The following is a 23,482-nucleotide window of genomic DNA, read 5'->3' on the forward strand; positions in this document are numbered from 1 at the left end:
GCGAAGTGATAGTGTCGCGCCAATATCGGAGGCAGGCCAGCCGTGCAAATCATCCGTGACATCGCCACACTCCATCGTGCCGTCGCCGCGCTGAAGCAGGATGGCAAAAGCGTCGCGCTGGTCCCGACGATGGGAGCCCTGCACGACGGCCACCTTTCGCTCGTCCGCATGGGGCGGCGCGTTGCCGATCATGTCATCGTCTCAATCTTCGTCAACCCGACCCAGTTCGGCCCCAATGAAGATTTCGCCGCCTATCCGCGCGACGAAGCGCGCGACGCGGCGTTGCTGGTCGAGGAAGGCGTGGGGCTGCTCTGGGCGCCCGATGTCGGGATGATGTATCCGGGGGGCCATAGCACCCATATCGAGGTCGCCGAACTCGGCGCCGATTATTGTGGCGCCGCGCGGCCCGGTCACTTCGACGGGGTCGCCACCATCGTCGCCAAATTGTTCAACCAGGTCCGCCCCGACATCGCGATCTTCGGCGAAAAGGACTGGCAGCAGCTCGCGATCATCCGCCGCATGGCACGCGATCTCGATTTTGGGCTCGACATTTTGGGCGCGCCGATCGCGCGCGATACCGACGGCCTCGCGCTGTCGTCGCGCAACGCCTATCTGTCACCCGAACAGCGCAGCGCGGCCATCGCCTTTCCGAACGCGCTCAAAACCGCCGTCGCTGCGCTGGTGAACGGCGGCGAAATGTACGAAACGCTCGCCAAAGCCGAAGCGGCGATCGTCGCCGGCGGGTTCGACAGCGTCGATTATATCGCGCTCGCCGACGCCGACAGCTTGGAAAGGCTGGACATTTTTCGCGCGCCGGCACGGCTGCTGGCGGCCGCGCGGCTCGGTAAAACGCGGCTGATCGACAATTATCCGGTGGGTTGATATCTAACGGAAACGGCTGAATTGCGCTGTTTCAGCGGCATATCCACAAGAAATTGCCCGATGCGTTAACGCTTTGTTGACCATAAGCCGCAAGGGTGGATCCCGAAGCTTCCTGTGGGGGGAAGCACAGGGGGTTTTTATGGCCAACAGTCTGAAGTCCGCGCAATATCTGATCGAAAGCCGCTTGCTCGATGCGGCACGTGGCGATGCCACCGCTTATTTCGATCTCGGGATCGCTTTTTCGACCGGCACCGGCGGGGTCGATGTCGACCTGATCCAGGCGCATAAATGGTTCAACCTCGCCGCGCTCGGCGGCAACAAGGAAGGCCAGCAATGCCGCGCCGACCTGTCCGACGAAATGAGCCGCGACGAAATCGCCGAAGCGCAGCGCCAGGCGCGCGCATGGCTCGACGAAACAGCACGCCGGCCGGCGGCGCGGCGGTTTGCGGCGTAATCCTGACCAATATTATTCTCGTTATGTCGGACGTGATCCGGCATCCATCCGAGCGATGATTCATGGCCGCCGGATCGAGTCCGGCGTGACGAAATAGCGAAAGGCTAATCCGCCCGCCGAAACGGCATATGCCCTTCCAGCCAGTCCATCTCGGCCTCTTCGGCGCGGCGTTCCTGTTCCAGAAAATCGGCGACCGCGCGGCGGAATCCCGCATCGGCGATGAAGTGCGCCGACCAGGTTGCGACCGGACCGTAACCGCGCGCCAGCTTGTGGCCACCCTGCGCCCCTGCTTCGACGCGCGCCAGCCTGCGCGCAATCGCAATGTCGATTGCGCGGTAATAGCAGAGTTCAAAATGCAGATAGGGGATGTCGATCAGGCACCCCCAATAGCGCCCGTAGAGCGTGTCCGCGCCAAGGAAGTGCAACGCCCCCGCCACGGGTTGTTCGCCATCAAAAGCGAGCAGCAGGATGATCTTTTCCGCCATCCGTTCGCCGATCAGGTCGAACGCCGCACGGGTGAGATAGGGTTGACCCCATTTGCGCGCGCCGGTGTTCTGATAGAAAAGCCACATCGCGTCCCAATGTTCGGACCCGATTGCGTCGCCGGTCAATTCCTCGATCCGTAGCCCTTCGATCGCCCGCGCGCGCTCCTTGCGCAGCTGTTTGCGCTTCGCCGAGGTCAAGGTGGCGAGAAAATCGTCGAAGCTGGCATAGCCTGCGTTGGCGAAATGGAACTGAATGTCGCGGCGCACCAGCCACCCTGCGCCTTCGAATAGCGGCATCTGATCGGGCGCGACAAAGGTCGCATGCGCCGACGACAGCCCGTTCTGGCGCACCACCGCTTCGGCGGCGCGGATCAGTAGCCGCGCGTCTTCACTGTCCGGCGCCAGCAATCGAGGCCCCGGCACCGGAGTAAAGGGCGCCGCGATCTGGAGCTTGGGATAATAATCGCCGCCCGCGCGCGTCCACGCGTCGGCCCAGCCCTGGTCAAACACATATTCGCCCTGGCTATGCGATTTCAGATAGGCGGGGGCGGCGGCGAGCAACTTCCCCGCCTCGTCCTCGACCAGCAACGGGGCGGCCTGCCAGCCGGTCCCCGGCCCGACGCTGCCCGATTCCTCGAGCAGAGACAGGAAGGCGTGGCCTACGAACGGATTGCCACCATCGTGCAACGCATCCCACGCAGCGGCATCAACCGCAGCGACGCCTGTGCCGAGCGCAATCGTCCTTGTCGGCGGGTCGGCTTCGGCCATGATGGCTGTTACGCGGGCTTCACCGCGACGATCGCGTCGGCCTCGACCGCGGCGCCGAGCGGCAGCACCGCGACGCCGACCGCGGCGCGCGCATGGCGGCCGGCCTCACCGAACAAGGTTTCGAACAGCTCCGACGCGCCATTGGCGACCTTCGCCTGATCGGTGAAGCTGGGGGCACTGTTGACGAACACGCCCAGCTTGATGACGCGCTCGACGCGCGACAGATCGCCGCCCAGCGCCTGCCCGATCTGCGCGACGAGCATCAGCGCGACGCGCTGCGCCGCATCCTGGCCGCCCGCGACGTCCATGTCGTCGCCCAGGCGCCCGGTCACGACCTGCCCGTCGCGGAACGGCAACTGGCCGCTGACATAGAGCAGCCCGCCATGCTCGACGACGGGGACATAGGCGGCGACCGGAGCGGCAGCCTTGGGCAGTTCGAGCCCGAGTTCGGTGAGCTTTGCGGTGATATCCATGGTCGTTCCTTCTTATACGGGTTCGGGGGCCGGAGCGGGGACGTTTTCGGCGAGCCGCGCCAAGATCCAGTTCTGCGCCGCCGCCCAATCGTCGATGCGCGCATGGGCATGTTTGGCGGGGGCGATCTTGTCGGCAATCGCAGGTTCGCCGACCAGATGAAGCCTCCACACGTCGGGCGCCTCTTGCGCGACCGAATGATGATGCCCCGCCTATTGGTCAGGACGACGATATCCGCCTGCTCGGCAATCGCCGCCATCGCGGCGAGCGCACCGGGAATAGGATATTGCCGGGTCATTTCAGACCGAAAGAAGCTGTCAAGCAGCGGCCAGACCTCGGCGGCCTCGAGCGGCGTCCCGCATTCCTTTCGCTTCAGCGCTCCGGCAAAGCTGGCATCCTCGATGCGGAAAAGCACGCCATGCTCCGCATCGACCCATTCGGCAAAGGGGACGACCATGTGCATCAGCACCTCGTCGCAATCAGTGATGACGAGCGGGCGGGTCATGCGGGTGTTCCTTCGGATGCCTGGCCTTCGAGGCGTGCTGCCGCGGCGGCGAGGGTGGGCGGCGGCACCTGCAACGCATCGGCGCAGGCGACAAGGTCATTTTCATGCGCGGTCAGAAATGACAGGATCGCCGCCAAGGTCGCGCGTTCGCCCAGCGAGGCGCGCAGCTCCGCTGGTGCCAGTCCGGTCAGCGCCAGTAGCCGCTCGGCGCGCGGTTCTTCGCTCACTATCCAGCCGAGCGCCTGAAGTGCCAAAGCTGCGTCATCGTCGTGCAAGGCATTTTTCCCTTCAAAGGGAGGCAATTGTGTCATGCGGCCGATTCGCCTAAACGAACCGCGAACGCAAGGTGGGGAAGCGAAATATCATGGGCAAGACCATATTGGTCGTCGAGGATAATGAGCTGAACCTGCGCCTGTTCTGCGACCTGCTCAACGCCCATGGCTATATCGCCCACCCAGTGCGCGACGGGCGCGATGCACTGGCAAAAGCGCGCGAGGTCGCGCCCGACCTGATCATCATGGACATCCAGCTGCCGCATGTCAGCGGGCTCGAGCTGATCGGCCAGATGAAGGCCGACCTGACGCTGCGCGAGGTGCCGATCATGGCAGTCACCGCTTATGCGGGGAAAGGCTACGAGGAACAGATCCGTGCGGCGGGCGCCGAAGCCTATGTGTCGAAACCGATTTCGGTGATCAAGTTCATCGAGAGCGTTGGGGCGTTTGCCTGAAGCGCCTTTCGCAGCGGTGGTTTCTGGCGACCGGTTGCGGGACATCCCTTCACTTGTCACCCTGAACGTGTTTCAGGGTCTAGGGCCCGCCGTTTCCTTCGGCACTGCACGGGATTAACGCCGAGGCCATGGATGCTTAAACACGTTCGGCATGACGAAATGGGATGACAGTGATCCATCCCAAAGCAGCCGATCTGACCGGCGCACGAAAAAGGGCGGCGCAAATGGCCGCCCCATGGTTCCGGCTTTCACCGGGATGACGCATCGTCGTTCCGTTCAGCGTCGCCGAACGGATTGATGCCTCACTTGATCTTCGATTCCTTGAACTCGACGTGCTTGCGCACGCGCGGGTCGTATTTGCGTACCGACATTTTTTCGGTCATCGTGCGCGGGTTTTTTTTCGTCACATAGAAAAAGCCCGTGTCGGCGGTGCTCACCAGCTTGATCTTGACGGTCGTCGGCTTGGCCATGGCCCTGTTCCTCGAAATATCTGCACATCCGCCGGAGGTCCGAAGGATGCGGCGGGACTATGGCCCCGACGTTGGTGTGAAAAACTTAGGGGCAGCGCACGAGGCGCCGCCCCCAATATCCGCGCGCCTCTGACCGGATTCGGCTCTTCTGTCAAGCAAAAGAGCGGGCGGACGGCGCTGTGCCGTCAGCCCGCGAGCGGTGAGGTTGGACGGTCAGACAGACCTTATCTCGAAGCGGACCGTCATCGTCTTCCAGCTTTCCTCGGCCACACCGCCGCGCGTCGCGGGGGTAAAGCGCCATTTGGCGAGTGCCCGGCGCTTGGTTTCGGCAAAAAAGCCGGGACTATCGGTGCTCACCAGTTCGACCGCCTTCACCCGTCCGTCGGTGCCGATAAGGACGCGGACTTTGGCAACCCCCTCGATCTCGCGGCGCTGCTCACTCGCCGGATAGTCGGGCTGGAACGCCCCGGCGTAGCGCGGATCGAGTTCGGCGAACACGAGCTTGGGTAGCGGCGGATCGGCTGGCCGTGCCGGAGGGCCGGGATCGAGCGGACGAGGATCGACAATGACCGGCCCCTCGAACACGCGATTGTCCGCAAGCGGAACGGTTTCGACGGCGGATTTCAGGGTATCGGTCGCCGACGCGGACTTTTCGGTCGGCTGCACCTTGTCGGTCTGCTGGGGGGGCGGCGGATCGATCGGTTTGTCCAGATCGATCAACGTGCCTAGCATCGGCTCGGACTTCGGCGGCGTCACGACGATCATCGGCGACAACGCCACCGCAATAACCAGCGCAGCGGGCAGGCCGACGGCGAAAAGCGCCGCGACCGGGTGGCGGCTGCGATCGCTGCCATAACTATTGCGGGATAAGGCCGTCGGCGCTCCCGCTGGAGCGGTCATCGCTTCGGGCGCAGTCATGATGGCCGAAATCAAGGGTATCAGGGTCATGGCATCTCTCCTTGCCTGTCAGACTCGGCCCTGCCGTGTTTCGACCACCGCTACCGGCCAAGTCAGTAATGTGTGATAATATATCATCACTCATTTTGTCAAGCATCCAGGTAGGCAAGAGCAGCGACGCGTTTGGGGTGTGGGCGGCTTTAGCCGGCAGCCAGCCGCGCGACCGCCTGATCTTTCGCAATCAGCGGCAGCAGTTCGGCCATGTCGGGACCATGATCGCGCGCCGTGAGCGCGCGGCGCAGCGGCAGGAACAACGGGCGGCCCTTTGCGCCTGTCGCCTCCTTCACCGCGGCGGTCAGCGCGTGCCAGGGGTCGGCGCCCCAGTCGATGGCGGGCGCGGCAGCAGCAGCAGCAGTGAGCACCGGCCGGTCGGCATCATCGACCGGCGGCGGCGCCAGCGGACCATCGAACACCGCGACCCAATCGGCCGCCTCAGCGACGGTCATCAGATTCGGGCGAATCGCAAGCCAGCGCGCTGCGGTGATCGTAGCGGGCAGGCGATCCGCGACCGCTTCATGTTCGGTATGATGCAGGATTTTCTGATTGAGCAACGCCAACTCGGCCTCGTCGAACCGCGCCGGAGCGCGGCCAAAGCGCGCGAAGTCGATGTGCTCGATCAACGGTACCAGGCTGGTGACCGGCTCGACGGGATCGCTGGTGCCGAGCCGCGCGAGCAGCGCCGCGAGCGCGATCGGCTCGATCCCCGCGTCGCGCAGGCTGGCCATGCCGAGCGAGCCAAGCCGCTTCGACAATTTGCCCTCGGTGCCGACGAGCAACGCCTCGTGCGCGAAGCGCGGCGGGGCGGCGCCCAGCGCGGCAAACATCTGGATCTGCGTCGCAGTGTTCGACACATGGTCCTCGCCGCGCACGACATGGGTAATGCCCATCGCAATGTCGTCGATCACGCTGGGCAGTAAATAAAGCCAGCTGCCGTCGGCCCGGCGGACCACCGGATCGGACATGGTTTTTGGCTCGAAATGCTGCACACCGCGAACCAAATCAGTCCATTCGATGGGGTCGCCATGATCGAGCCGGAAGCGCCAGTGCGGCGCCACGCCCTCAGGAACCGGCGCATCGGCAGGCTTGCGTTCATACACCGGCGGCAGTCCGCGCGAGAGCAGGATCTTGCGGCGGATGTCGAGCTCTTCGGAGGTTTCGTGACAGGCATAGACGCGCCCTGCCGCCTTGAGTTTGTCGAATTCGGCCTCGTACAGCGCGAACCGCGCCGACTGACGTTCTTCGCCATCGATGTCAAAGCCGAGCCACGCGAGGTCGGCGCGAATCGCCTCGACATAGTCCTCTTTCGACCGCTCAAGATCGGTGTCATCGATGCGCAGCAGGAAGCGCCCGCCATATTTGCGCGCCCACAGCCAATTGTGGAGCGCGGTGCGGACATTGCCGACGTGCAGGATGCCGGTCGGCGAGGGGGCGAAGCGGGTCACAACGGTCATGCCGCGCGCCTATAACCGGTTCGCTCCTCGCGCGCGACCCTATCGTACCGCGTCAGGCAGCGCTGCGCCGCATCGGCCAATAGGCCCAGGCGATCGTCAGCAATGACACGATCAGGATGACGCTATATTCTATCCCGTTGCGTCCCGCGCCGACGACGAACCAGCCGAAGGGCAAATGGACGAGGATCATTCCGAGCGTCAGGATCGCGGCATGGCCAAGCGCGGCGAAGCTCGTCCAGCGGCGCGCAAGCATCAGCACCGGGCCAACCAGTTCGAACAGCGTTACCGCCAGCGCCCAGCCGAAACCCAATGGAAAGCCCTGACTTTCCAGCCAGACCCCGAACGGCGTAATGCCGCCAGCGACAAGCCGAAAAAGCCCGTGGATCAGAATCAGCAGCGCGACGGTCACGCGCAAAACGTCTAGCGCCCGCTCGGCTCTTTCCGGCGGCGCTTTGGCTCCAAGCAATCCCATATACCGCTTCCTCTGTTGCTGCACCCCGATACACGCGATCCCAACCTCGGCCGACGGGGCGACGAAACCGCATCGACGTACCGGTGCCCACGATGCACGGTCAGCCGGTGCGGAAACCGTGCGTGATCGGATAGCGCCGGTCGCGGCCGAAGTTGCGCGTCGACAGCTTGACCCCCGGCGGTGCCTGACGCCGCTTATATTCGGCGAGCATCAGCAGTCGTTCGATCCGCACCACCGCGTCGCGATCGAAGCCATGTCGCGCCACGACATCGTCAACGCTCGCTTCCTCCTCGACGAGCATGTGGAGCATGCGGTCGAGATCGGCATAAGGCGGCAAGCTGTCCTCATCTTTTTGATCGGGGCGCAGTTCGGCGCTTGGCGGTTTAGTGATGATCGCCGCAGGCATCACCGGGGTCACGGGGTTGCGTGACAGCCGCGGCACATTCTCGTTGCGCCATTTCGCGACGGCGAACACCGTCATCTTATACGCATCCTTCAGCGGATTATAGCCGCCCGCCATGTCGCCGTAGATCGTCGCATAGCCAACGCTCATCTCGCTCTTGTTGCCGGTGGTCAGCAGCATCGGCCCGAACTTGTTCGACAGCGCCATCAAGGTCACTCCGCGAATGCGCGACTGGACATTCTCTTCGGTGATATCGACCTCAACATCGGCAAAGCTGCCCGCCAGCATCGTATCGAACGCCTCGACCGCCGGGACGATCGAAATCGTGTCGAGCTTGCACCCGATCAGCTCGGCGCAGACCGCCGCATCGTCGAGGCTCGCCTGGCTGGTAAAGCGGCTGGGCATCATCACGCACCACACCCGATCTGGGCCTAGCGCGTCGGCGGCGATCGCCGCACAGATCGCCGAATCTATACCGCCCGACAGCCCGAGCACGACGCCGGGAAAGCGGTTGCGTGTCACATAGTCGCGCAAGCTGACGATCATCGCGCTGTAGATGTCGGCGGGGTGCGCCTCCCATTCGGTGATTGCACCGGTTTCGCAAACCCAGCCGTCCGCACCCTTTGTCCACCGCGTGACGCGCTCCTCTTCATCCCAATCCTTGAGCCGGTGCGCTGTGGCGCCATCGCGGTTGAGCACGAACGAGCAGCCGTCGAACACCAGTTCATCCTGCCCGCCGACGCGGTTGAGGAAAATCAGCGGCAACCCGGTTTCGGTTACGCGGCCCGCGAACACCTCGCTCAGCCGCCGTTCGTCCTTGTCGATTTCAAACGGGCTGCCATTGACCGAGATCAGCAGCTCGGCGCCCTGATCGGCCAGATGCCGCGATACTTTGGGCAGCCAGCCATCCTCGCAGATCGGCAGCCCGAGCCTGATCGCGCGCCATTCGACGATGTCAGGCAGCGGCCCGGGGGTAAACACCCGCTTCTCGTCGAAGGTGCCGTAGTTGGGCAGTTCGTGCTTGCGCCGCGTGGCGACGATCCGGCCGCCATCGAGCAGCGCGATGATATTGTAGAGAGCATCGCCGTCCCGCTCGACCGATCCGACGAGCATCGCCGGACCGCCGTCGGCGGTATCAGCGGCGAGTTCGGCGAGCAGTATTGCGGCGCGATCGGCGAGCGCAGGTTTCAGCACCAGATCCTCGGGCGGATAACCGATCAGTTGCAGCTCGGGGTAAAGGATCAGGTCCGCGTCGGAGTGCCGCGCCCGCACGGTGCGCATCGCATCGGCATTGGCGGCAAGGTCGCCGACCGCCTGCGTCATCTGGGCCAGCACGATAGTGAGCGTTTGGGCGGCTTCGGTCATGCCGCCGAGCCTTACCCCGGGTCGCCACGATTGCAATCCTCAGCCGAACAGCAAGTGGGCAAGGAAGCGCCCCGGCATCATCGCAAAAGCGCCTGCGACGATCAGTCCGATATAAACTCCCCGCATCGCGCGTTGGTGCGCGACGATATTGCCGCGCCAGGCGTGCCAGATTCCCATCGGGATCGAATAAAGCGTGATCACCGAAAAGATGTGAATCGGGCCAATGCCGCCGGTCAGCCCGCGCAGCCAGAAGCTGTCCAGCGCGGTCACCAGCATCAGCAGCGCCCACACGCGCCCCGCCATCTTGTGGCCGCGCGTCCCCTTGCGCGCCCACAGGACGAAGGCACCGAGCGGTACCGCGGGGATCACTGTACCCAAATGAATCCACAGCGCCCAAGCGGGGGTACGATATTCGCCCTGCCCGCGCATCAGATAGCCGAGCGCCAGCACCGCGGCAGTAGCGGCGGCGGTCTGGATTATGGCGCGCACAAGGGGTGCGTGACGGTGGATCGGCGACGTGGCTTCGGCTTGGACAATCATCAGACATTTCCTTGCTGGTCGATACGCCGCAAATGCCGCAGCGCGGTTCACGGGCAATCGGCACTTCGCAGATCCGGCCAGAAACTTCGCGAATCCGGCCTGCCTGCCAATTGACGAAGCGCGAATCGACAGCCAGACCGGCGCCATGGCGCGAAAAATTGCGATCGAAAGCTTCCTGATGATCGTTGCAGGGATTGTCCTCGCGCTGATCGGCCCGTTCGGTAGTTACGAACTGCCGCTGGTGCAGCGGCTGATCCTGTGGCCGCTGATGATCCTGTGCGGCTATCCGATCTTCAGCGGCCTCGGCGCGGTCGCGCGCTGGCTCGCCGAGACGGTGCGTATCCCCTATGCGGTAACCATAGCGATGGGGCTGATTGTCGGGGCGATGCCGATGACGATGCTCGTCATGCTGTTGTGGTTCCGGGCTCCGTTGGGTCAGGCGCTGCAATCGCCGATGCTCGGCCCGCTCTATCTGCAGGTGCTGGTTATCGGGGTGATCATCTACGCGGCAATGTATCTGCTGTTCCGCCCCGCGGCCGATCCCGCGCCCGCGGCGGTGCCGGTTGCTCGGCCGACACCACAGCCCATCTCAGTAGAGGCTGAACGCGGTGCCGCTGGACCTGCCGCGTCGACCCTGCCGCTCCCGCCCGGTTTTGGTCCGGTCCGCGCTCTCAAGGGCGAGGACCATTATGTTCGTGTCATCGGCGAAGGCCGTGAAGAGCTGGTCCTGATGCGCATGGGCGACGCAATCGAACGGCTGGGCAGCGCCGACGGGCTGCGCGTCCATCGCAGCTGGTGGGTCGCCCGCGCGGGCATTTCCGCTGTACGCCGCGACGGGCGTTCCGCGACCATCACGCTAGTGAACGGGCAGGAAGCGCCGGTCGCGCGCGACATGATGCCAGCCTTGCGCGCAGCAGGATGGCTTTAAGCTCTTCCCCTATCGCGCCCCGCTGGCTAAGGGGCGCGCAATCCTATTCCGCCGCGAAAGGGCCGCGCACCCCATGAAACTGATCTCCGGCAACAGCAATCTTCCCCTCGCCCGCGCGATCGCGGACTATCTGGAACTGCCGCTGACCGATACCAGCGTGCGCCGCTTTGCCGATGAGGAAGTGTTCGTCGAAATCCACGAAAATGTCCGTGGTCAGGATGTCTTCATCGTCCAGCCGACCAACTTCCCCGCCAACGACAATCTCATGGAATTGCTGATCATCACCGACGCACTGCGCCGCGCCTCGGCGAAACGCATCACCGCCGTCGTGCCCTATTTCGGCTATGCCCGCCAGGACCGCAAACCCGGCCCGCGCACGCCCATTTCCGCCAAGCTGGTCGCCAATCTGATTACCACCTCGGGCGCCGACCGGGTGCTCGCGATCGACCTGCACGCCGGGCAGATCCAGGGCTTTTTCGACATCCCGACCGACAATCTTTACGCCGCACCGGTGATGAGCGCCGACATCCAGGCACGCTTTGCCGGCAAGAATTTGATGGTCGTGTCGCCCGACGTCGGCGGCGTGGTCCGCGCCCGCGCGCTCGCCAAGCGGCTCGACAATGCGCCGCTGGCGATCGTCGACAAGCGCCGCGAACGCGCCGGCGAATCGGAAGTCATGAACATCATCGGCGACGTGAAGGGGCGCTTTTGTATCCTGATCGATGACATCGTCGATTCAGCGGGAACGCTGTGCAACGCCGCCGCGGCGCTGAAAGCTGCGGGAGCCGAAGGGGTAGTCGCTTATTGCACGCACGGCGTGTTGTCGGGCGGCGCGGTCGCGCGCGTCGAGGCGAGCGAGCTGACCGAACTGGTCATCACCGATTCGATCCAGCCGACCGACGCGGTCAATGACAGCGCCAAGGTCCGCGCGCTCACTGTCGCGCCGCTGCTCGGCGAAGCGATCAAACGCATCGCCGACGAATCGAGCGTCTCCTCGCTGTTCGACTGATCGGTTACCGCGCCAGCACGGCGCCGACGATCGATTCCAGTTCGCGGCGAAAAGCCGCATGATCGGGCGCCGCGTGGGCCAGTCCCTTCGCAGTCCAGCACAGCGCCTGCGCCAGGCTGCCGGCGCGCGCGACCGCGGTGCCGGGACCGCCACGCCGGATCGCGTTTGCCATCGCCGCCACGAGTCTGCGTTCGACCGCGCGCACCGCTTCACCGGGGTCGGCCGCCGCCATTGGGGCAACTTCGATTCCATGCGGCGAAGCGCGCAGAATAACCATGTGCTGGCCGACCCAAGCGTCGAGTGCGGTCAGCAACCGCGCGACGAGGGCAGCGGCGGGATTTTCCAGAGCGCGCAACGCCTCCGCCAGCGACCGGTCGATCAGCGATTGGATGGCCCAGTCGAGCAGCGCGCGCTTCGACCCAAATCGATTGTAGAGCGACTGACGCGACACCCCGGTTGCCTGCGCCAGATCCTCCATCGACGCCTTGCGAAACCCGGTGCGCGCGACAACAGTCAAAAGAACATCGGCGGAAATTCGGTCGGGCATAAGCAAAATGTTACAGATTATATGCTGTTTGTAAAATTGATATATTCGGTTCTCACGATGCCGTCACGGCCGTCTGGGGCTGGCGGGATCTGTCGTGCTGCGCTAGCGCCGGTGGCATGACGATGTCCTCCGACCTCACGCTTGCCCATCGCCTCGCCGACACTGCGGGTGATGTGATCCGCCCGCTGTTTCGCGCCGCCTTTGCTCATGAAGCCAAAGCCGATGCGTCGCCGGTCACCGAGGCCGATCGCGCTGCCGAAGCGGCGATGCGCCGTCTGCTCGATGCCGAGGCGCCGCGCGACGGGATCATCGGCGAGGAATTTGGCGCCGAACGCCCCGACGCGGCGCGCCAATGGGTGCTCGACCCGATCGACGGCACGGTGAGCTTCATGGCGGGCCGGCCGATATTCGGCACCCTGATCGCGCTGCTCCAGGACGGCTGGCCGGTACTCGGCATCATCGACCAGCCGATCAGCGGCGAACGCTGGGCTGGCGCGCTGGGACAGCCAACCTTGTTCAACGGCAAGCTCGCGCGCACCCGAACCTGCCGCGATCTCGCCGACGCCGCGCTTGCCACCACCGGCCCGCAATATTTCGCCGATCATGACGCTGAACATTTCATGGCGCTCGCGGCCAAGACCGCACACAAAAGGCTGATCTTCGGCGGTGACTGTTACAATTACGGCCTGCTCGCCAGCGGCCATGTCGATCTGGTTGTCGAAGCGGGCCTGAAGCTCCACGATTTTGCAGCGCTCGTCCCCATCGTCGAAGGCGCGGGCGGGACGATGTGCGACTGGAACGGCGATCCGCTCAACGCCGACAGTGCAGGCCATGTCATTGCACTCGGCGACCCGGCGCGGCTCGAGGATGTAATCGAGGGACTCGCCTGCTCGCACTGACGCGCGGCAACATCGGCGTCAGAAAATTCCGAGGAACTTCTTGCGCTGCTTGCCGCCTTCGTCCTTCGATTGCTTGCCGTCCTCCGACTTAGCCGTCGTGCCTTTGCCGACATCATCGCGCGCTTCGCCCTTCGTCGTGCGCTGCGCACTGGCGCGAGCGCCGGCGAGAATCGGACCGCATTGCGCCGATTTGGCATCACCCGGATCGATGAAGGGAATGATCGCAGCGACCGGAGTGGCGACGATCGCGAGGCCGAGCCCTGCGCCCGCACGGCCCATCAGCTGGTCGCTAATCGGGTCGATGCGCGGCGCGGCAAAATAGCCGCCGACGCTGACCGGCGATTGGCCTGAAAACAGGCTGAATTTCTTGCCGTCGGCGCGCACCGCCATATCGATCGCCTCGGTGCGGAAGGAAAAGCCGCCGCGCCCGACCATCACATTCTTTTGCGTGTCGATCAGGATCGGATCGGCAGCGCCGACGCCATTGCGAACGGTGAAGGCGATCACCCCGCAATTGATCTCGACCGGCTTCTTCAATTTGTCCTCGAACAATTTCTGCACAAAGGTGCCGACATCGAGCTCGGCGAGCTGGATGTTGCGCGTCCAGAAACTGCCCTGCGGCAGGACGAAAGCCATGCGGCCGTTCGAACTGGCAAGCGATTGGCGCAGGCTGTCGCCATGACCGACCATCTGGATGCGGCCGCTGACGGTACCGGTCGTCCCCGATTCGGCTACCCCGAACCGCGCCAGCAAGGTGCCAAGCCGCGTCGGTGACAGGCGGATATCATAGGCGGTACGCACGACCGCGGGGCGTGAATCGATCGAAACGGCGCTCGCCACTTTGCCGCCCGCAAGCAGGAAGGTCAGCGGCTTCATTTCCATCAGCCCGCGCTTGAGCGATAGCGTCATATCGACGTTGCTGACCGGGAAGCTTTCGGCGCGTACCTGCGCGACCTTGTAGCGCAGGTCAGCGTCGAAGGCCTTGAGCGCGTCGGCACGGAGCGGCGAGTCAGGAAGAACGCGCGGGCGTCCGCGAACGGTCTTGATCACGCCGCCCGTTCCCATCCGGTCGAGCCGGTCGACCTCGTAACCGATGAACGGCCCGGCATCGATGATGTTGAGCGACCGCGTGGTAAGGTCGGCGTTCAGATAGACACGCCCGTTGGGCATACTGACCGCGAATGTCCCCGCGAGGTCGCTGTCGCCGAAAACGCCTTTCAGGCTGGTGAACTTCCAGACGGTGCCGTCGTAACCGAGCTTCGACGTCGCGCGGTAGCGGCGCGTATCGGGGATCGCGACCCCTAAGAAATCGAACAAGCGCGACAAGTTGGCGCCGCGCGCTGTCAGCGCCAGATCGGCGCCGACCAGTTCGGTCGGGCCGGGCAGCGTGCCGACCAGATCAACGGTATTGCCGAGTCCGATCGCGCGCATCGTCAGCCGATTCTTGCCGCCCGCAACGGTCTGGTTGGGCGACGACAACCGCCCCGTCAGCGTGAAAGGCTGCGCCCGCATCGTCCCGCGCCCGTTGAACCCGATCGCCTCGTCGATCCGGCTGCCGGTCGAACGCACGGTGTCGATATCGATATCGGCGAACAGGCGCAGTCGCGGGTCGCGGTAGGTCAGCCCGCTCTTGGTGATCGCAGCGCGCTCGATCGTCGGCAGGTTCAGCGGCTCGGGTGGCCGATTGGGATCGCCAAAGGTCCAGCTATTATGCTTGTTCTGCGCATCCCATTCGAGTGCCACCTGCGCCTGGTCGATATCGGCAAAGGTCATCACGCGCCTGCCAAAGATCAGCGATATGGTGGCGAGCCGCGTGTCAACGCGGCGGGCGGTAAAAAACTGTTTCGCCTGCGCCCATTCGGGGTTCGCGATGCGGACATCTTCGGCGAGGAACTTGACGTTGAACGGCGCGAAATAGAGCTGGAAGTCGCCGCCGATCGCGACCTGCCGTTCCAGCTGCGACGACGCGATGCTCTCGAACGTGCCTTTCAGAAAGCGTCCCTTGGTAATGAACAGCACCAGCCAGATCGTCACCAGCAGCAGCAAAATGATCGCCGCTGTTCGCACCGCGATACGCACTGCGCGCGGGCGCTTCTCCAACCAGTGCGGGGTCCAGATGCGGCGCGCGACGGTCGATGGGACGCTGAAACCGCGCGATTGGGGCAGCCCGCCGCCGGGATCGGCAGTCGCGGCGGGCGGACGGCCCATCTGTCCGGTAGGCAGGGTCATGCGCTGTGAACGGCTGCAAACCCCCTTGGTTCCGGTGGCTCGCGCCCGAATCGCTTGCATTTCAGCTACCGGCTCGCTAAGCGCCCCGCTTCCGATTGTGTCGGCTGGCTGAAAGGGCTGCCAGGCCGATACGCAAACGGACTTCCAAAGGAGACCAAAATGCCCAAAATGAAGACCAAGAGCGGTGTGAAGAAACGCTTCAAATTCACCGCGTCGGGCAAAGTGAAGCACGGCGTTGCCGGCAAGCGTCACCGCCTGATTTCGCACAATTCCAAATATATCCGCACCAACCGCGGCACCAGCGTGCTGAGCGATTCGGATGTGGCCCATGTGCGCCTCTGGGCGCCCTACGGTCTGAAGTAAGGAGCGCTGAGGAATGTCACGCATCAAACGCGGCGTCACCACGCGCGCCAAGCACAAACGCGTATTGGAACAGGCGAAGGGCTTTTACGGCCGTCGCAAGAACACCATTCGTATCGCCAAGCAGGCGGTCGAAAAGGCCGGCCAATACGCCTATCGCGACCGCAAGGTTAAGAAGCGCAACTTCCGCGGCCTGTGGATCCAGCGCATCAACGCCGCGGTTCGCGCCGAAGGCCTGACCTATTCGCAGTTCATGCACGGCGTGAAGCTGGCCGGGATCGATCTCGACCGGAAAATCATGGCTGATCTGGCGATGAACGAGGGGGCGGTCTTCACCACGATCATCGCCCAGGCGAAAGCGGCGCTGCCCAAGGCAGCCTGACGCTTTTTAGCTACGCGCCAAGAAACAAGGGCGGTCCCGACGGGGCCGCCCTTTTTCGTTGGGCTAGGCGATGACCCTGCCAACGCGCACCAGCAGACCGCTAGGGTCGCTCACGGCGAACTCATAGGTTCCCCATGGCTTGGCGTTCGGACTGCCTTCCTCGATGATCAACTCGCGCACCGCATCGGCGACCGCATCGACATCATCGACATAGAGGTACAAGCCGAACGGATTATCCTCGACATGCCTGGGCCAGCCGGGCGACAACGTCAGATGCAAATGCCATCCCCTGCCATCCGTCAGGATACGGTAGTGACCATAGTCGCTCGTCACGTCGAAACCGAGCCGTCGGTAAAAGGCTTCGCTCGCGTCGAGATCGCTGCTGGGAACGATGGCAACCGCGTAATGATCTTCGGCCATATAAACTCCAACCTGATGTTCATGTCTGGATTTCGCGCAGTTTCAGTCGGCTGACGAGTCCGAATTGCCCGTCGAGCCGAGATGTCGGACGCTGGCGGCCAAATGTCCGGGACCGCCAGGAAACCGGGTGTCGCGCGATCGGCGTCGGCGGCGTATATCGGGTCGATGCGCCAAACCCCCTCCACTGACCAGCGAGCCTTGCGGACAAGGCAGTCCCTTCTCGACGCGTTCGTCGGGCTGATATTGGGTCGCCGATACGAGACTATTCGCGTCACCCACCTTGTCGCCGCGGCGGGTGTCGGGCGTGCAACCTTCTATGAGCATTTTCGCAGCAAGGACGACATCCTGTTGTCCGCAATGGAACCCGTCCTGCTGGCGCTGGCAACCGCGGCTTCAGGCCGCGCCGCGCGGTCTTACGTCCGCAGCACGATCAGCCATTTATGGGAGCGGAGATCGCTGGGGCGGACGATACTGAATTCCGCCACTGGCCCGATCGTGCAGCGCCGTCTGGCGGCGATGATTCTGACGCATATCGCGCGAGCGGCGCCCGCTGATATCGCCCCGTCGATCCGGGCGACCGGCATCGCCGCGGCGCAGCTTTCCATGTTGCGAAGCTGGCTGATCGGTGAGGCAAGTTGTACCGCAGAAGAGATGACCGATCGCATGATCGACTGCGCGAAACTCATCGCCTAGCCCACTTTCGGGCATCGCCGGAAAAATCGTCGGCATGAAACGAAGAAGCGGCGCGAGGCTTACGCTTCGCGCCGCTTCGACAATGGTTCCAGTGGAAACCATCGCCCCCCCGCCCGTTCCGAAAAGCCGTGGGTCGCAGAAAGCTGCCGGCCGGGTGAAGTCCTTAAAGTGGTGCCCGCTCAAAGACACCCCGAACCATGATCGGCGCAACTATGCAGAAGTTGGTGCGCAGAAAATTGTACAAACCCGACATGGAATGACGTCAAAATATTGTTTTTCGTCATTAATGCTCGTTAGAGGAGCGTGATGCCCGAACGCAGCGTACCCGAGCCTGCACCGTCCGACGTCCGAATCGCCACCCGTTTTTTTGCGGTGGCGCCGGCGCTGCGTCCCTATCTCAGCACAATCTATTTGACCGAAGTGTCGGTTCCAACCGGCACCCGCGTCGATGATTATCTGCACCCCGAATGGGCCAATCTGCGCTTTATTGACGGTGACAGGCCACTGGCATCGATTGGCGGCGGCCCGGTGGTCGCGACGTCGCGCTTTGTCGCCACTGGCCCCACGAGCACCGCGAGCTATTTTGCCGCGGGCAATATGCGCTTGTGGGGAATTGGTATCATTCCCATGGGCTGGGCGAAGTTCATCCCGCTGCCCGCCGACGATCTGGCCGACCGGTCCTGCGACGGCGCCGCGCACCCCGCCTTTGCTGCCTTCGTCCCGCTCGACGAAAAATTGCGCCGGGTGAATGACGTCGATGCGGCCGCCGCGATGATCGACGCCCACTTCTGCGCGATGCTTGACCGCGCTCCGCCCGACGATCCCGCGATCCTGGCGGCGCACCGCGCCCTGGTCGACGACGATCTGGCAACCGTCGCTGATCTTTCGGCGAAGCTGGGGTTATCCGAACGCTCGATCGAACGGCTCAGCCACCGCGCCTTCGGCTTTTCACCCAAGCTGCTGCTCCGACGGCAGCGCTTCTTGCGCTCGCTGGCGCGCTTCATGCTCGACCCGTCGATGGCGTGGATCGATACGATGGATCATCATTATTACGACCAGGCGCAGTTTACCCGCGACTTTGCCAAATTCATGGGCATGAGCCCGCGCGAATATGCCGCGCGGCCCAAGCCGATCCTGGGCGCCGCCGCCAAAGCCCGCGCCGTCGCCGCCGGCGCCGCCGTGCAAGGTCTGCACACCCCCGGGGGTTGAGCCCAGGGCTTGACCCACGCATCGCCTTCGGTGCAAGCGGCGGCGCGGGCGAAGCACGGCCGCTGCAGGACGATTGACGATGAGCGATATTCAGGCGACCCAGACCCGGTTGGTGGACGACATAACGGCGGCAAGCGATCTCGACACGCTCGAAGCGCTGCGCGTCGCGGCGCTGGGCAAGGCGGGCAGCATCACCGCGCTGCTCAAATCGCTGGGTGGCATGTCCCCGGACGAACGTCAGGCGCAGGGGCCGCAGATCCACGCACTGCGCGAGGCCATCACTGCCGCGCTCGCCGAGCGCAAGGCGGCGCTCGACGCCGCCGCGCTCGACGTCAAGCTTGCCGCCGAGGCGATCGATATGTCGCTGCCTGCCGATACCGCGCCCAAGGGGAGCGTGCATCCGGTCAGTCAGGTGATGGACGAACTCGCCGAGATCTTCGCCGACATGGGTTTTGCCGTCGCCACCGGTCCCGAGATCGAGGATGATTGGCGCAATTTCACCGCGCTCAACATTCCCGAGACGCATCCGGCGCGGGCGATGCACGATACGTTTTATTTCCCGGATGTTGGCGAAGGCACCGCGCAGCGGATGTTGCTGCGGACGCATACGTCGCCGGTGCAGATCCGCACGATGATGGAAAAAGCGCCTCCGATCAGGATCATAGCCCCCGGCCGTGTCTATCGCAGCGACAGCGACGCGACGCACACGCCGATGTTTCATCAGGTGGAAGGTCTCGTCATCGACCGCGGCATCCATATGGGGCATCTGAAGTGGACGCTCGAGACGTTCCTGAAGGCCTATTTCGAGCGCGACGACATCGTGCTGCGGTTGCGCCCGAGCTATTTCCCGTTCACCGAACCATCGGCCGAAGTCGATGTCGGTTACCGCCACGAAAAGGGGCGGCGGATCGTCGGCGGGCATGGCGATGATGATGGCCATGCGTGGATGGAGCTGCTCGGCAGCGGGATGGTCAACCGGCGCGTCATCGCGAACTGCGGGCTCGATCCCGACGAGTGGCAGGGCTTTGCCTTCGGGGTTGGGGTCGACCGGCTGGCGATGCTGAAATATGGCATGGACGACCTGCGCGCCTTCTTCGACGGCGACCTGCGCTGGCTGGCGCATTACGGGTTCGGCGCGCTGAATGTCCCGACGCTGAGCGGAGGGATTTCGGCATGAAGATCACCCTCGATTGGCTCAAAGAGCATCTGGAAACATCGGCGAGCGTCGACGTCGTTGTCGCGACGCTCAACCGCATTGGCCACGAGGTCGAAGGCGTCGAGAATCCCGCCGACAATCTGCAGGGCTTCCGCGTCGCGCGCGTCCTGACCGCCGAGAAGCATCCGCAGGCCGACAAGTTGCAGGTGCTCACCGTCGATACGGGGGACGGCGGCGCGCCGCTGACCGTCGTGTGCGGCGCGCCCAATGCGCGTGCGGGGCTGGTCGGCGTGCTCGGCCTGCCCGGCGCAGTGGTGCCCGCGAATGGCATGGAGCTGAAGGTCGCGGCGGTGCGCGGGGTCGAATCGAACGGCATGATGTGCTCGACGCGCGAGCTCGAGCTAGGCGACGACCATGACGGGATCATCGAGCTCCCCGCAGACGCCCCGATCGGTACCAGCTTTGCCGAGTACAGCGGCGCGGGCGATCCGGTGATCGACATTTCGATCACCCCGAACCGGCAGGATTGCATGGGGGTCCGCGGCATCGCGCGCGACCTGGCCGCCGCGGGGCTCGGCACGCTGAAGCCGCTCGCCGTCCCGACGATCACCGGCGAGGACGCGCCCGCGACCGAAATCCGCACCGACGATCCCGAAGGCTGCCCCGCCTTTTATGGCCGCACGATCGGCGGCGTCACCAACGGCACCGCCCCCGAATGGATGCGCCTCCGCCTCGAAGCGGTCGGACAGCGCTCGATCTCGGCACTTGTCGACATCAGCAACTATGTGATGTTCGATCTCGGCCGTCCGAGCCATATCTATGACCGCGCGAAACTGACGGGTCCGCTGGTCGCGCGCCGCGCCCGCGCGGGCGAGACGGTCACCGCATTGAACGGCAAGGGCTATACGCTCACCGACACGATGACGGTGATCGCCGACGACCGCGGCGTCCACGACATCGCCGGCATCATGGGCGGCGAGCATTCGGGGTGCAGCGAGACGACCACCGATGTGCTGATCGAGGTCGCGTATTTCACCCCCGAACGCATCGCGCTGACCGGACAGGCGCTGGCGCTGACCAGCGACGCGCGCAGCCGCTTCGAGCGCGGGGTCGATCCGGCGTTCCTCGACGACGCAACTGCGATCGTCACCGCGCATGTGCTGGCGATCTGCGGCGGCACCCCTTCGGCGGTGACCCGCGCTGGAACGCCGCCCGCCGAAGTGAAGACGGTCGAGTACGACCCCACGCTGTCGGCGACGCTGGGCGGCATCGCGATCGCGCCCGAACGGCAGCAGGAAATCCTCGCCGCACTCGGCTTTTCGGTCATCGAACAGGGCGGCCGCTGGCAGGTCGCCGTACCGAGCTGGCGCCGCGACATCGACGGCGCCCCCGACCTCGTCGAGGAAGTCACGCGCATCACCGGCTTCGACGCAATCGCGTCGGTGCCGCTGCTGCGCAGCGACGGGGTCGCCAAACCGACCGCGACCGCTGACCAGATGCTCGAACGCCGGGTGCGCCGCGCTGCGGCATCGTCAGGCTTCCACGAAGCGGTGACCTGGTCGTTCATCAGCGATCGTGACGCGGCGCCGTTCGGCGGCGGCGACTGGTCGCTCGCCAATCCGATCAGCGAAGATCTGAAGGTCATGCGCCCTTCGCTGCTCCCCGGCTTGCTCGCCGCAGCGCAGCGCAACCAGAACCGCGGCGCGACCAGCATCCGCCTGTTCGAAATCGGGCGGCGCTATCTGGCCGACGCCGAGCATCCGACGCTGGCCGTGCTGATGGCGGGCGAAAAGCGCGCGCGCGGCTGGCAGGCAGGCAAGGCGGCAGCGTTCGACGCATTCGACGCCAAGGCCGCGGCGCTGGCGCTGCTCGACGCCGCGGGCGCCCCCGCCGACCGCTTGCAGGTGATGGAGGCGGTGAGCGAAGGCAGCATCTGGCACCCCGGCCAGTCGGCTACCCTGCGGCTCGGCCCCAAGGCGGTGCTTGCCGAATTCGGCGCGATCCACCCGCTGCTGACCCGCCATTTCGACGTCGATGGCCCGGTGATGGCGGTGCAGATCTTCCTCGATGCCATTCCCGCAAAGCGCGCGAGCGGCCCCGCGCGCGCGGCGTTCACGCCGCCCGCGCTGCAATCGGTCCGCCGCGACTTCGCGTTCCTGGCTCCGACCAGCCTAACCGCCGCCGAGCTGGTGCGCGCGATCCGCGGCGCCGAAAAGGCGAGCATCGCCGACGCCCGCCTGTTCGACCGCTTCACCGGCCAGGGCGTGCCCGAGGGTCAGGTGAGCCTGGCGGTCGAGGTCGAATTGCAGCCGGGGGTGAAAAGCTTCACCGACGCCGAGCTGAAGGCGATTGCGGATAAGGTGGTAGCCGCTGCGGCGAAAGTTGGGGCGGTGCTGCGGGGGTGAGATGTCGTCCCAGCGCATATGGCAACGTGTCGCTGGCGGGCCGTTAGCGGCCCACCAGCCCTTGAGGACAACCTTGCCAGAGCAGACTTTCTATCACTGATCAGACCGTCGGGATCGTCCCGCCGTCGATCACATATTCGGTCCCCGTAATCGATGCAGCGCGCTCCGAAACGAGGAAGGCGATCAGGTTGGCGACGTCGTCAGGCTTTGCGGGGCGGCCCAGCGGAATGCCGCCGAGCGAGTTCATGATGATCGCCTTGCCCCCTTCATAATCGGTCCCTGCCTCGCGCGCGAGGCGTGCGGCGAGTTGCTCCGATGCTTCGGTCTCGATCCATCCCGGGGCGACGCGGACGACGCGGACGCCCTTTGGCGCGACCTCTTTCGACAAGGCTTTGCTGTAGGTGGAAAGCGCCGCCTTGGCCGCGGCATAGCCGGTCGTCGCTTCGGGAAGCGGCAGCTGGCGCTGGATCGAAGAGACATGGACGACGACGCCCGACCCCTGCGCGGTCATCACCGGGGTGAGCGCCCGGTCGAGTCGGATGGCGGGAAACAGATTGAGCGCGAGTTCGCGTTCCCAATGCGCGTCGGTCAGCGCGGCAAAACCGCCGCCCGGTGCCGAGGAGCCGCCGAGCATGTGGACAAGAATGTCGATGCCGCCCAGCCGTTCGTGAACTGCCGCCGCCACGCGCTCGCACCCTTCGGCCGTCGTCAGATCAGAGGCGATGAACATATCATCGGGTCCGGCATCGGGCGCGTTCCGGGCGACGGTGAGCACCGTCGCGCCAAGGTCGCGGAGCAGCGCCGCGGTCGCCTTTCCGGCGCCCTTCGTGCCCGAGGTGACGAGCGCGCGCTTTCCGGCGAGCGACAGAAAGCCGATCATGGCAGAATCTCCAGCTCGGCGATGCCATCTTCAGCCAGTAGGAAATGATAGGCGAGGGTCACGGGGCTGCTGGGGAAATTGCCCCTCACCATTGCTCGAACGCTGATCCTCCCGCCTTCGGTTTTCATCTCGAAGGGCGCCGCCTGATGCGCATATTGCTGTTTGGCGTCGCGCCACCAGGCACCGATCTTTGCATGACCAAGGTACGAGTGACGTTCGTCTTTCACAAGCGCATCGGGGGCGAAGGCTGTCATCAGGGCGGCGCCGTCGCCGCGCTGGTCGGCGTCGAAATAGGTTTGAACGGGGGCAGGCATTTCCATGGCGAGTCTCCTTGGTTTGGCTTGCTTCCCATGTAAGGCCAAGTCATAATCCGGATAAGCAGGCCAATATTTGATGATATGATGAAAATTTCGGG

Annotated in this window: 26 protein-coding genes and 1 pseudogene; 12 read left to right on the forward strand and 15 right to left on the reverse strand. The window is 64.5% G+C overall.

What is annotated here, in order from left to right:
• The first annotated feature begins 42 nt into the window (after positions 1-42).
• Together panC and IPF76_RS04475 are read left to right on the forward strand one after the other, a co-directional pair.
• Positions 43-882 (forward strand): pantoate--beta-alanine ligase, encoded by an 840-nt coding sequence (gene panC, locus IPF76_RS04470; RefSeq protein WP_293840191.1) that lies wholly within the window; start codon positions 43-45, stop codon positions 880-882.
• Positions 883-1,021: 139 nt separating this feature from the next.
• The gene (locus tag IPF76_RS04475) at positions 1,022-1,336 is read left to right on the forward strand and encodes a hypothetical protein (protein WP_293840194.1); all 315 of its coding nucleotides are present in this window, start codon (positions 1,022-1,024) and stop codon (positions 1,334-1,336) included.
• 104 nt (positions 1,337-1,440) lie between these two features.
• On the opposite strand, the gene IPF76_RS04480 is transcribed toward IPF76_RS04475, so the two are convergent.
• From IPF76_RS04480 to IPF76_RS04495, 4 genes and pseudogenes are all read right to left on the reverse strand, one after another.
• Complete coding sequence (locus IPF76_RS04480) at positions 1,441-2,589, reverse strand: GNAT family N-acetyltransferase (RefSeq protein ID WP_293840197.1); 1,149 nt, start codon at positions 2,587-2,589, stop codon at positions 1,441-1,443.
• A gap of 8 nt (positions 2,590-2,597) precedes the next feature.
• Positions 2,598-3,062, reverse strand: a complete 465-nt coding sequence (locus IPF76_RS04485) for a RidA family protein (protein WP_293840199.1) — start codon at positions 3,060-3,062, stop codon at positions 2,598-2,600.
• Between the two features lie 12 nt (positions 3,063-3,074).
• Positions 3,075-3,565: pseudogene (locus IPF76_RS04490) on the reverse strand (HAD family hydrolase).
• Positions 3,562-3,840: a DUF3572 family protein gene (locus tag IPF76_RS04495; protein WP_293840201.1), complete on the reverse strand. Its 279-nt coding sequence runs from the start codon at positions 3,838-3,840 to the stop codon at positions 3,562-3,564. The pseudogene IPF76_RS04490 and the gene IPF76_RS04495 overlap by 4 nt, the downstream one beginning before the upstream one ends.
• Positions 3,841-3,929: 89 nt before the next feature.
• Between IPF76_RS04495 and IPF76_RS04500 the strand changes: the two genes are divergently transcribed.
• Positions 3,930-4,292, forward strand: coding sequence for a response regulator (locus IPF76_RS04500; RefSeq protein ID WP_293840204.1), 363 nt, complete (start codon positions 3,930-3,932; stop codon positions 4,290-4,292).
• A 302-nt stretch (positions 4,293-4,594) separates the two neighbouring features.
• On the opposite strand, the gene rpmG is transcribed toward IPF76_RS04500, so the two are convergent.
• The 6 genes from rpmG to IPF76_RS04530 all read right to left on the reverse strand — a co-directional run bounded on the left by rpmG (position 4,595) and on the right by IPF76_RS04530 (position 9,950).
• Positions 4,595-4,762 carry a 50S ribosomal protein L33 gene (rpmG, locus tag IPF76_RS04505; RefSeq protein WP_058818055.1) on the reverse strand — a complete coding sequence of 56 codons (168 nt, stop codon included), beginning with the start codon at positions 4,760-4,762 and terminating at the stop codon, positions 4,595-4,597.
• 213 nt (positions 4,763-4,975) lie between these two features.
• Positions 4,976-5,710, reverse strand: a complete 735-nt coding sequence (locus tag IPF76_RS04510) for an energy transducer TonB (protein ID WP_293840205.1) — start codon at positions 5,708-5,710, stop codon at positions 4,976-4,978.
• A 149-nt stretch (positions 5,711-5,859) separates the two neighbouring features.
• Positions 5,860-7,170 carry a glutamate--tRNA ligase gene (locus tag IPF76_RS04515; protein WP_293840207.1) on the reverse strand — a complete coding sequence of 437 codons (1,311 nt, stop codon included), beginning with the start codon at positions 7,168-7,170 and terminating at the stop codon, positions 5,860-5,862.
• A gap of 52 nt (positions 7,171-7,222) precedes the next feature.
• On the reverse strand, positions 7,223-7,642 hold the full coding sequence (locus IPF76_RS04520; RefSeq protein WP_293840209.1) for a DoxX family protein: 420 nt from the start codon (positions 7,640-7,642) through the stop codon (positions 7,223-7,225).
• 100 nt (positions 7,643-7,742) lie between these two features.
• Positions 7,743-9,410, reverse strand: a complete 1,668-nt coding sequence (locus IPF76_RS04525; protein WP_293840212.1) for an NAD+ synthase — start codon at positions 9,408-9,410, stop codon at positions 7,743-7,745.
• 39 nt (positions 9,411-9,449) lie between these two features.
• Positions 9,450-9,950, reverse strand: a complete 501-nt coding sequence (locus tag IPF76_RS04530) for a DUF2306 domain-containing protein (protein WP_293840214.1) — start codon at positions 9,948-9,950, stop codon at positions 9,450-9,452.
• Between the two features lie 145 nt (positions 9,951-10,095).
• Here IPF76_RS04530 and IPF76_RS04535 point away from each other — a divergent pair, with 145 nt between their 5' ends.
• Together IPF76_RS04535 and IPF76_RS04540 are read left to right on the forward strand one after the other, a co-directional pair.
• Positions 10,096-10,878, forward strand: a complete 783-nt coding sequence (locus IPF76_RS04535) for a LytTR family DNA-binding domain-containing protein (protein WP_293840217.1) — start codon at positions 10,096-10,098, stop codon at positions 10,876-10,878.
• A 73-nt stretch (positions 10,879-10,951) separates the two neighbouring features.
• A complete protein-coding gene (locus IPF76_RS04540) occupies positions 10,952-11,887 on the forward strand; it encodes a ribose-phosphate pyrophosphokinase (RefSeq protein ID WP_137752330.1) in 936 nt (311 codons plus the stop codon).
• 4 nt (positions 11,888-11,891) lie between these two features.
• Here IPF76_RS04540 and IPF76_RS04545 read toward each other — a convergent pair whose 3' ends face one another.
• Positions 11,892-12,434, reverse strand: coding sequence for a TetR/AcrR family transcriptional regulator (locus IPF76_RS04545; protein ID WP_293840222.1), 543 nt, complete (start codon positions 12,432-12,434; stop codon positions 11,892-11,894).
• A 116-nt stretch (positions 12,435-12,550) separates the two neighbouring features.
• Between IPF76_RS04545 and hisN the strand changes: the two genes are divergently transcribed.
• Positions 12,551-13,333, forward strand: a complete 783-nt coding sequence (gene hisN, locus IPF76_RS04550; protein ID WP_293840225.1) for a histidinol-phosphatase — start codon at positions 12,551-12,553, stop codon at positions 13,331-13,333.
• Positions 13,334-13,351: 18 nt separating this feature from the next.
• On the opposite strand, the gene IPF76_RS04555 is transcribed toward hisN, so the two are convergent.
• Positions 13,352-15,562 (reverse strand): AsmA family protein, encoded by a 2,211-nt coding sequence (locus tag IPF76_RS04555; protein ID WP_293840228.1) that lies wholly within the window; start codon positions 15,560-15,562, stop codon positions 13,352-13,354.
• A gap of 159 nt (positions 15,563-15,721) precedes the next feature.
• Here IPF76_RS04555 and rpmI point away from each other — a divergent pair, with 159 nt between their 5' ends.
• On the forward strand, positions 15,722-15,925 hold the full coding sequence (gene rpmI, locus IPF76_RS04560; protein WP_088439780.1) for a 50S ribosomal protein L35: 204 nt from the start codon (positions 15,722-15,724) through the stop codon (positions 15,923-15,925).
• Between the two features lie 13 nt (positions 15,926-15,938).
• Positions 15,939-16,304 carry a 50S ribosomal protein L20 gene (rplT, locus tag IPF76_RS04565; RefSeq protein WP_293840231.1) on the forward strand — a complete coding sequence of 122 codons (366 nt, stop codon included), beginning with the start codon at positions 15,939-15,941 and terminating at the stop codon, positions 16,302-16,304.
• Between the two features lie 63 nt (positions 16,305-16,367).
• Here rplT and IPF76_RS04570 read toward each other — a convergent pair whose 3' ends face one another.
• Positions 16,368-16,724 (reverse strand): VOC family protein, encoded by a 357-nt coding sequence (locus tag IPF76_RS04570; RefSeq protein ID WP_293840234.1) that lies wholly within the window; start codon positions 16,722-16,724, stop codon positions 16,368-16,370.
• Between the two features lie 102 nt (positions 16,725-16,826).
• Here IPF76_RS04570 and IPF76_RS04575 point away from each other — a divergent pair, with 102 nt between their 5' ends.
• From IPF76_RS04575 to pheT, 4 genes are all read left to right on the forward strand, one after another.
• Complete coding sequence (locus tag IPF76_RS04575; protein ID WP_293840238.1) at positions 16,827-17,417, forward strand: TetR/AcrR family transcriptional regulator; 591 nt, start codon at positions 16,827-16,829, stop codon at positions 17,415-17,417.
• A gap of 306 nt (positions 17,418-17,723) precedes the next feature.
• Positions 17,724-18,626: a helix-turn-helix domain-containing protein gene (locus IPF76_RS04580; RefSeq protein ID WP_293840240.1), complete on the forward strand. Its 903-nt coding sequence runs from the start codon at positions 17,724-17,726 to the stop codon at positions 18,624-18,626.
• 79 nt (positions 18,627-18,705) lie between these two features.
• Positions 18,706-19,803 (forward strand): phenylalanine--tRNA ligase subunit alpha, encoded by a 1,098-nt coding sequence (gene pheS, locus IPF76_RS04585; RefSeq protein ID WP_293840242.1) that lies wholly within the window; start codon positions 18,706-18,708, stop codon positions 19,801-19,803.
• Entirely contained in the window at positions 19,800-22,187 is a 2,388-nt protein-coding gene (gene pheT / locus IPF76_RS04590; RefSeq protein ID WP_293840245.1) for a phenylalanine--tRNA ligase subunit beta, read from the forward strand. The genes pheS and pheT overlap by 4 nt, the downstream gene beginning before the upstream one ends.
• A 100-nt stretch (positions 22,188-22,287) precedes the next feature.
• Here the strand turns inward: pheT and IPF76_RS04595 are convergent, their stop codons facing one another.
• Positions 22,288-23,067: an SDR family oxidoreductase gene (locus tag IPF76_RS04595; RefSeq protein WP_293840248.1), complete on the reverse strand. Its 780-nt coding sequence runs from the start codon at positions 23,065-23,067 to the stop codon at positions 22,288-22,290.
• Positions 23,064-23,387: a nuclear transport factor 2 family protein gene (locus IPF76_RS04600; protein WP_293840251.1), complete on the reverse strand. Its 324-nt coding sequence runs from the start codon at positions 23,385-23,387 to the stop codon at positions 23,064-23,066. Before IPF76_RS04600 ends, IPF76_RS04595 begins: the two co-directional genes overlap by 4 nt.
• Positions 23,388-23,482 lie beyond the last annotated feature (95 nt).

This window comes from Sphingopyxis sp. (genome assembly GCF_016704835.1).
In the GTDB taxonomy this organism is placed as follows: domain Bacteria; phylum Pseudomonadota; class Alphaproteobacteria; order Sphingomonadales; family Sphingomonadaceae; genus Sphingopyxis.

Excerpts from the sequence above, each read along its gene's own strand:
- IPF76_RS04475 (WP_293840194.1), top strand. The coding sequence starts at position 1,022 with ATGGCCAACAGTCTGAAGTCCGCGCAATATCTGATCGAAAGCCGCTTG.
- IPF76_RS04480 (WP_293840197.1), bottom strand. The coding sequence starts at position 2,589 with ATGGCCGAAGCCGACCCGCCGACAAGGACGATTGCGCTCGGCACAGGC.
- IPF76_RS04485 (WP_293840199.1), bottom strand. The coding sequence starts at position 3,062 with ATGGATATCACCGCAAAGCTCACCGAACTCGGGCTCGAACTGCCCAAG.
- IPF76_RS04500 (WP_293840204.1), top strand. The coding sequence starts at position 3,930 with ATGGGCAAGACCATATTGGTCGTCGAGGATAATGAGCTGAACCTGCGC.
- rpmG (WP_058818055.1), bottom strand. The coding sequence starts at position 4,762 with ATGGCCAAGCCGACGACCGTCAAGATCAAGCTGGTGAGCACCGCCGAC.
- IPF76_RS04510 (WP_293840205.1), bottom strand. The coding sequence starts at position 5,710 with ATGACCCTGATACCCTTGATTTCGGCCATCATGACTGCGCCCGAAGCG.
- IPF76_RS04515 (WP_293840207.1), bottom strand. The coding sequence starts at position 7,170 with ATGACCGTTGTGACCCGCTTCGCCCCCTCGCCGACCGGCATCCTGCAC.
- IPF76_RS04520 (WP_293840209.1), bottom strand. The coding sequence starts at position 7,642 with ATGGGATTGCTTGGAGCCAAAGCGCCGCCGGAAAGAGCCGAGCGGGCG.
- IPF76_RS04525 (WP_293840212.1), bottom strand. The coding sequence starts at position 9,410 with ATGACCGAAGCCGCCCAAACGCTCACTATCGTGCTGGCCCAGATGACG.
- IPF76_RS04530 (WP_293840214.1), bottom strand. The coding sequence starts at position 9,950 with ATGATTGTCCAAGCCGAAGCCACGTCGCCGATCCACCGTCACGCACCC.
- IPF76_RS04535 (WP_293840217.1), top strand. The coding sequence starts at position 10,096 with ATGGCGCGAAAAATTGCGATCGAAAGCTTCCTGATGATCGTTGCAGGG.
- IPF76_RS04540 (WP_137752330.1), top strand. The coding sequence starts at position 10,952 with ATGAAACTGATCTCCGGCAACAGCAATCTTCCCCTCGCCCGCGCGATC.
- IPF76_RS04545 (WP_293840222.1), bottom strand. The coding sequence starts at position 12,434 with ATGCCCGACCGAATTTCCGCCGATGTTCTTTTGACTGTTGTCGCGCGC.
- hisN (WP_293840225.1), top strand. The coding sequence starts at position 12,551 with ATGACGATGTCCTCCGACCTCACGCTTGCCCATCGCCTCGCCGACACT.
- IPF76_RS04555 (WP_293840228.1), bottom strand. The coding sequence starts at position 15,562 with ATGACCCTGCCTACCGGACAGATGGGCCGTCCGCCCGCCGCGACTGCC.
- rpmI (WP_088439780.1), top strand. The coding sequence starts at position 15,722 with ATGCCCAAAATGAAGACCAAGAGCGGTGTGAAGAAACGCTTCAAATTC.
- rplT (WP_293840231.1), top strand. The coding sequence starts at position 15,939 with ATGTCACGCATCAAACGCGGCGTCACCACGCGCGCCAAGCACAAACGC.
- IPF76_RS04570 (WP_293840234.1), bottom strand. The coding sequence starts at position 16,724 with ATGGCCGAAGATCATTACGCGGTTGCCATCGTTCCCAGCAGCGATCTC.
- IPF76_RS04575 (WP_293840238.1), top strand. The coding sequence starts at position 16,827 with ATGTCCGGGACCGCCAGGAAACCGGGTGTCGCGCGATCGGCGTCGGCG.
- IPF76_RS04580 (WP_293840240.1), top strand. The coding sequence starts at position 17,724 with ATGCCCGAACGCAGCGTACCCGAGCCTGCACCGTCCGACGTCCGAATC.
- pheS (WP_293840242.1), top strand. The coding sequence starts at position 18,706 with ATGAGCGATATTCAGGCGACCCAGACCCGGTTGGTGGACGACATAACG.
- pheT (WP_293840245.1), top strand. The coding sequence starts at position 19,800 with ATGAAGATCACCCTCGATTGGCTCAAAGAGCATCTGGAAACATCGGCG.
- IPF76_RS04595 (WP_293840248.1), bottom strand. The coding sequence starts at position 23,067 with ATGATCGGCTTTCTGTCGCTCGCCGGAAAGCGCGCGCTCGTCACCTCG.
- IPF76_RS04600 (WP_293840251.1), bottom strand. The coding sequence starts at position 23,387 with ATGGAAATGCCTGCCCCCGTTCAAACCTATTTCGACGCCGACCAGCGC.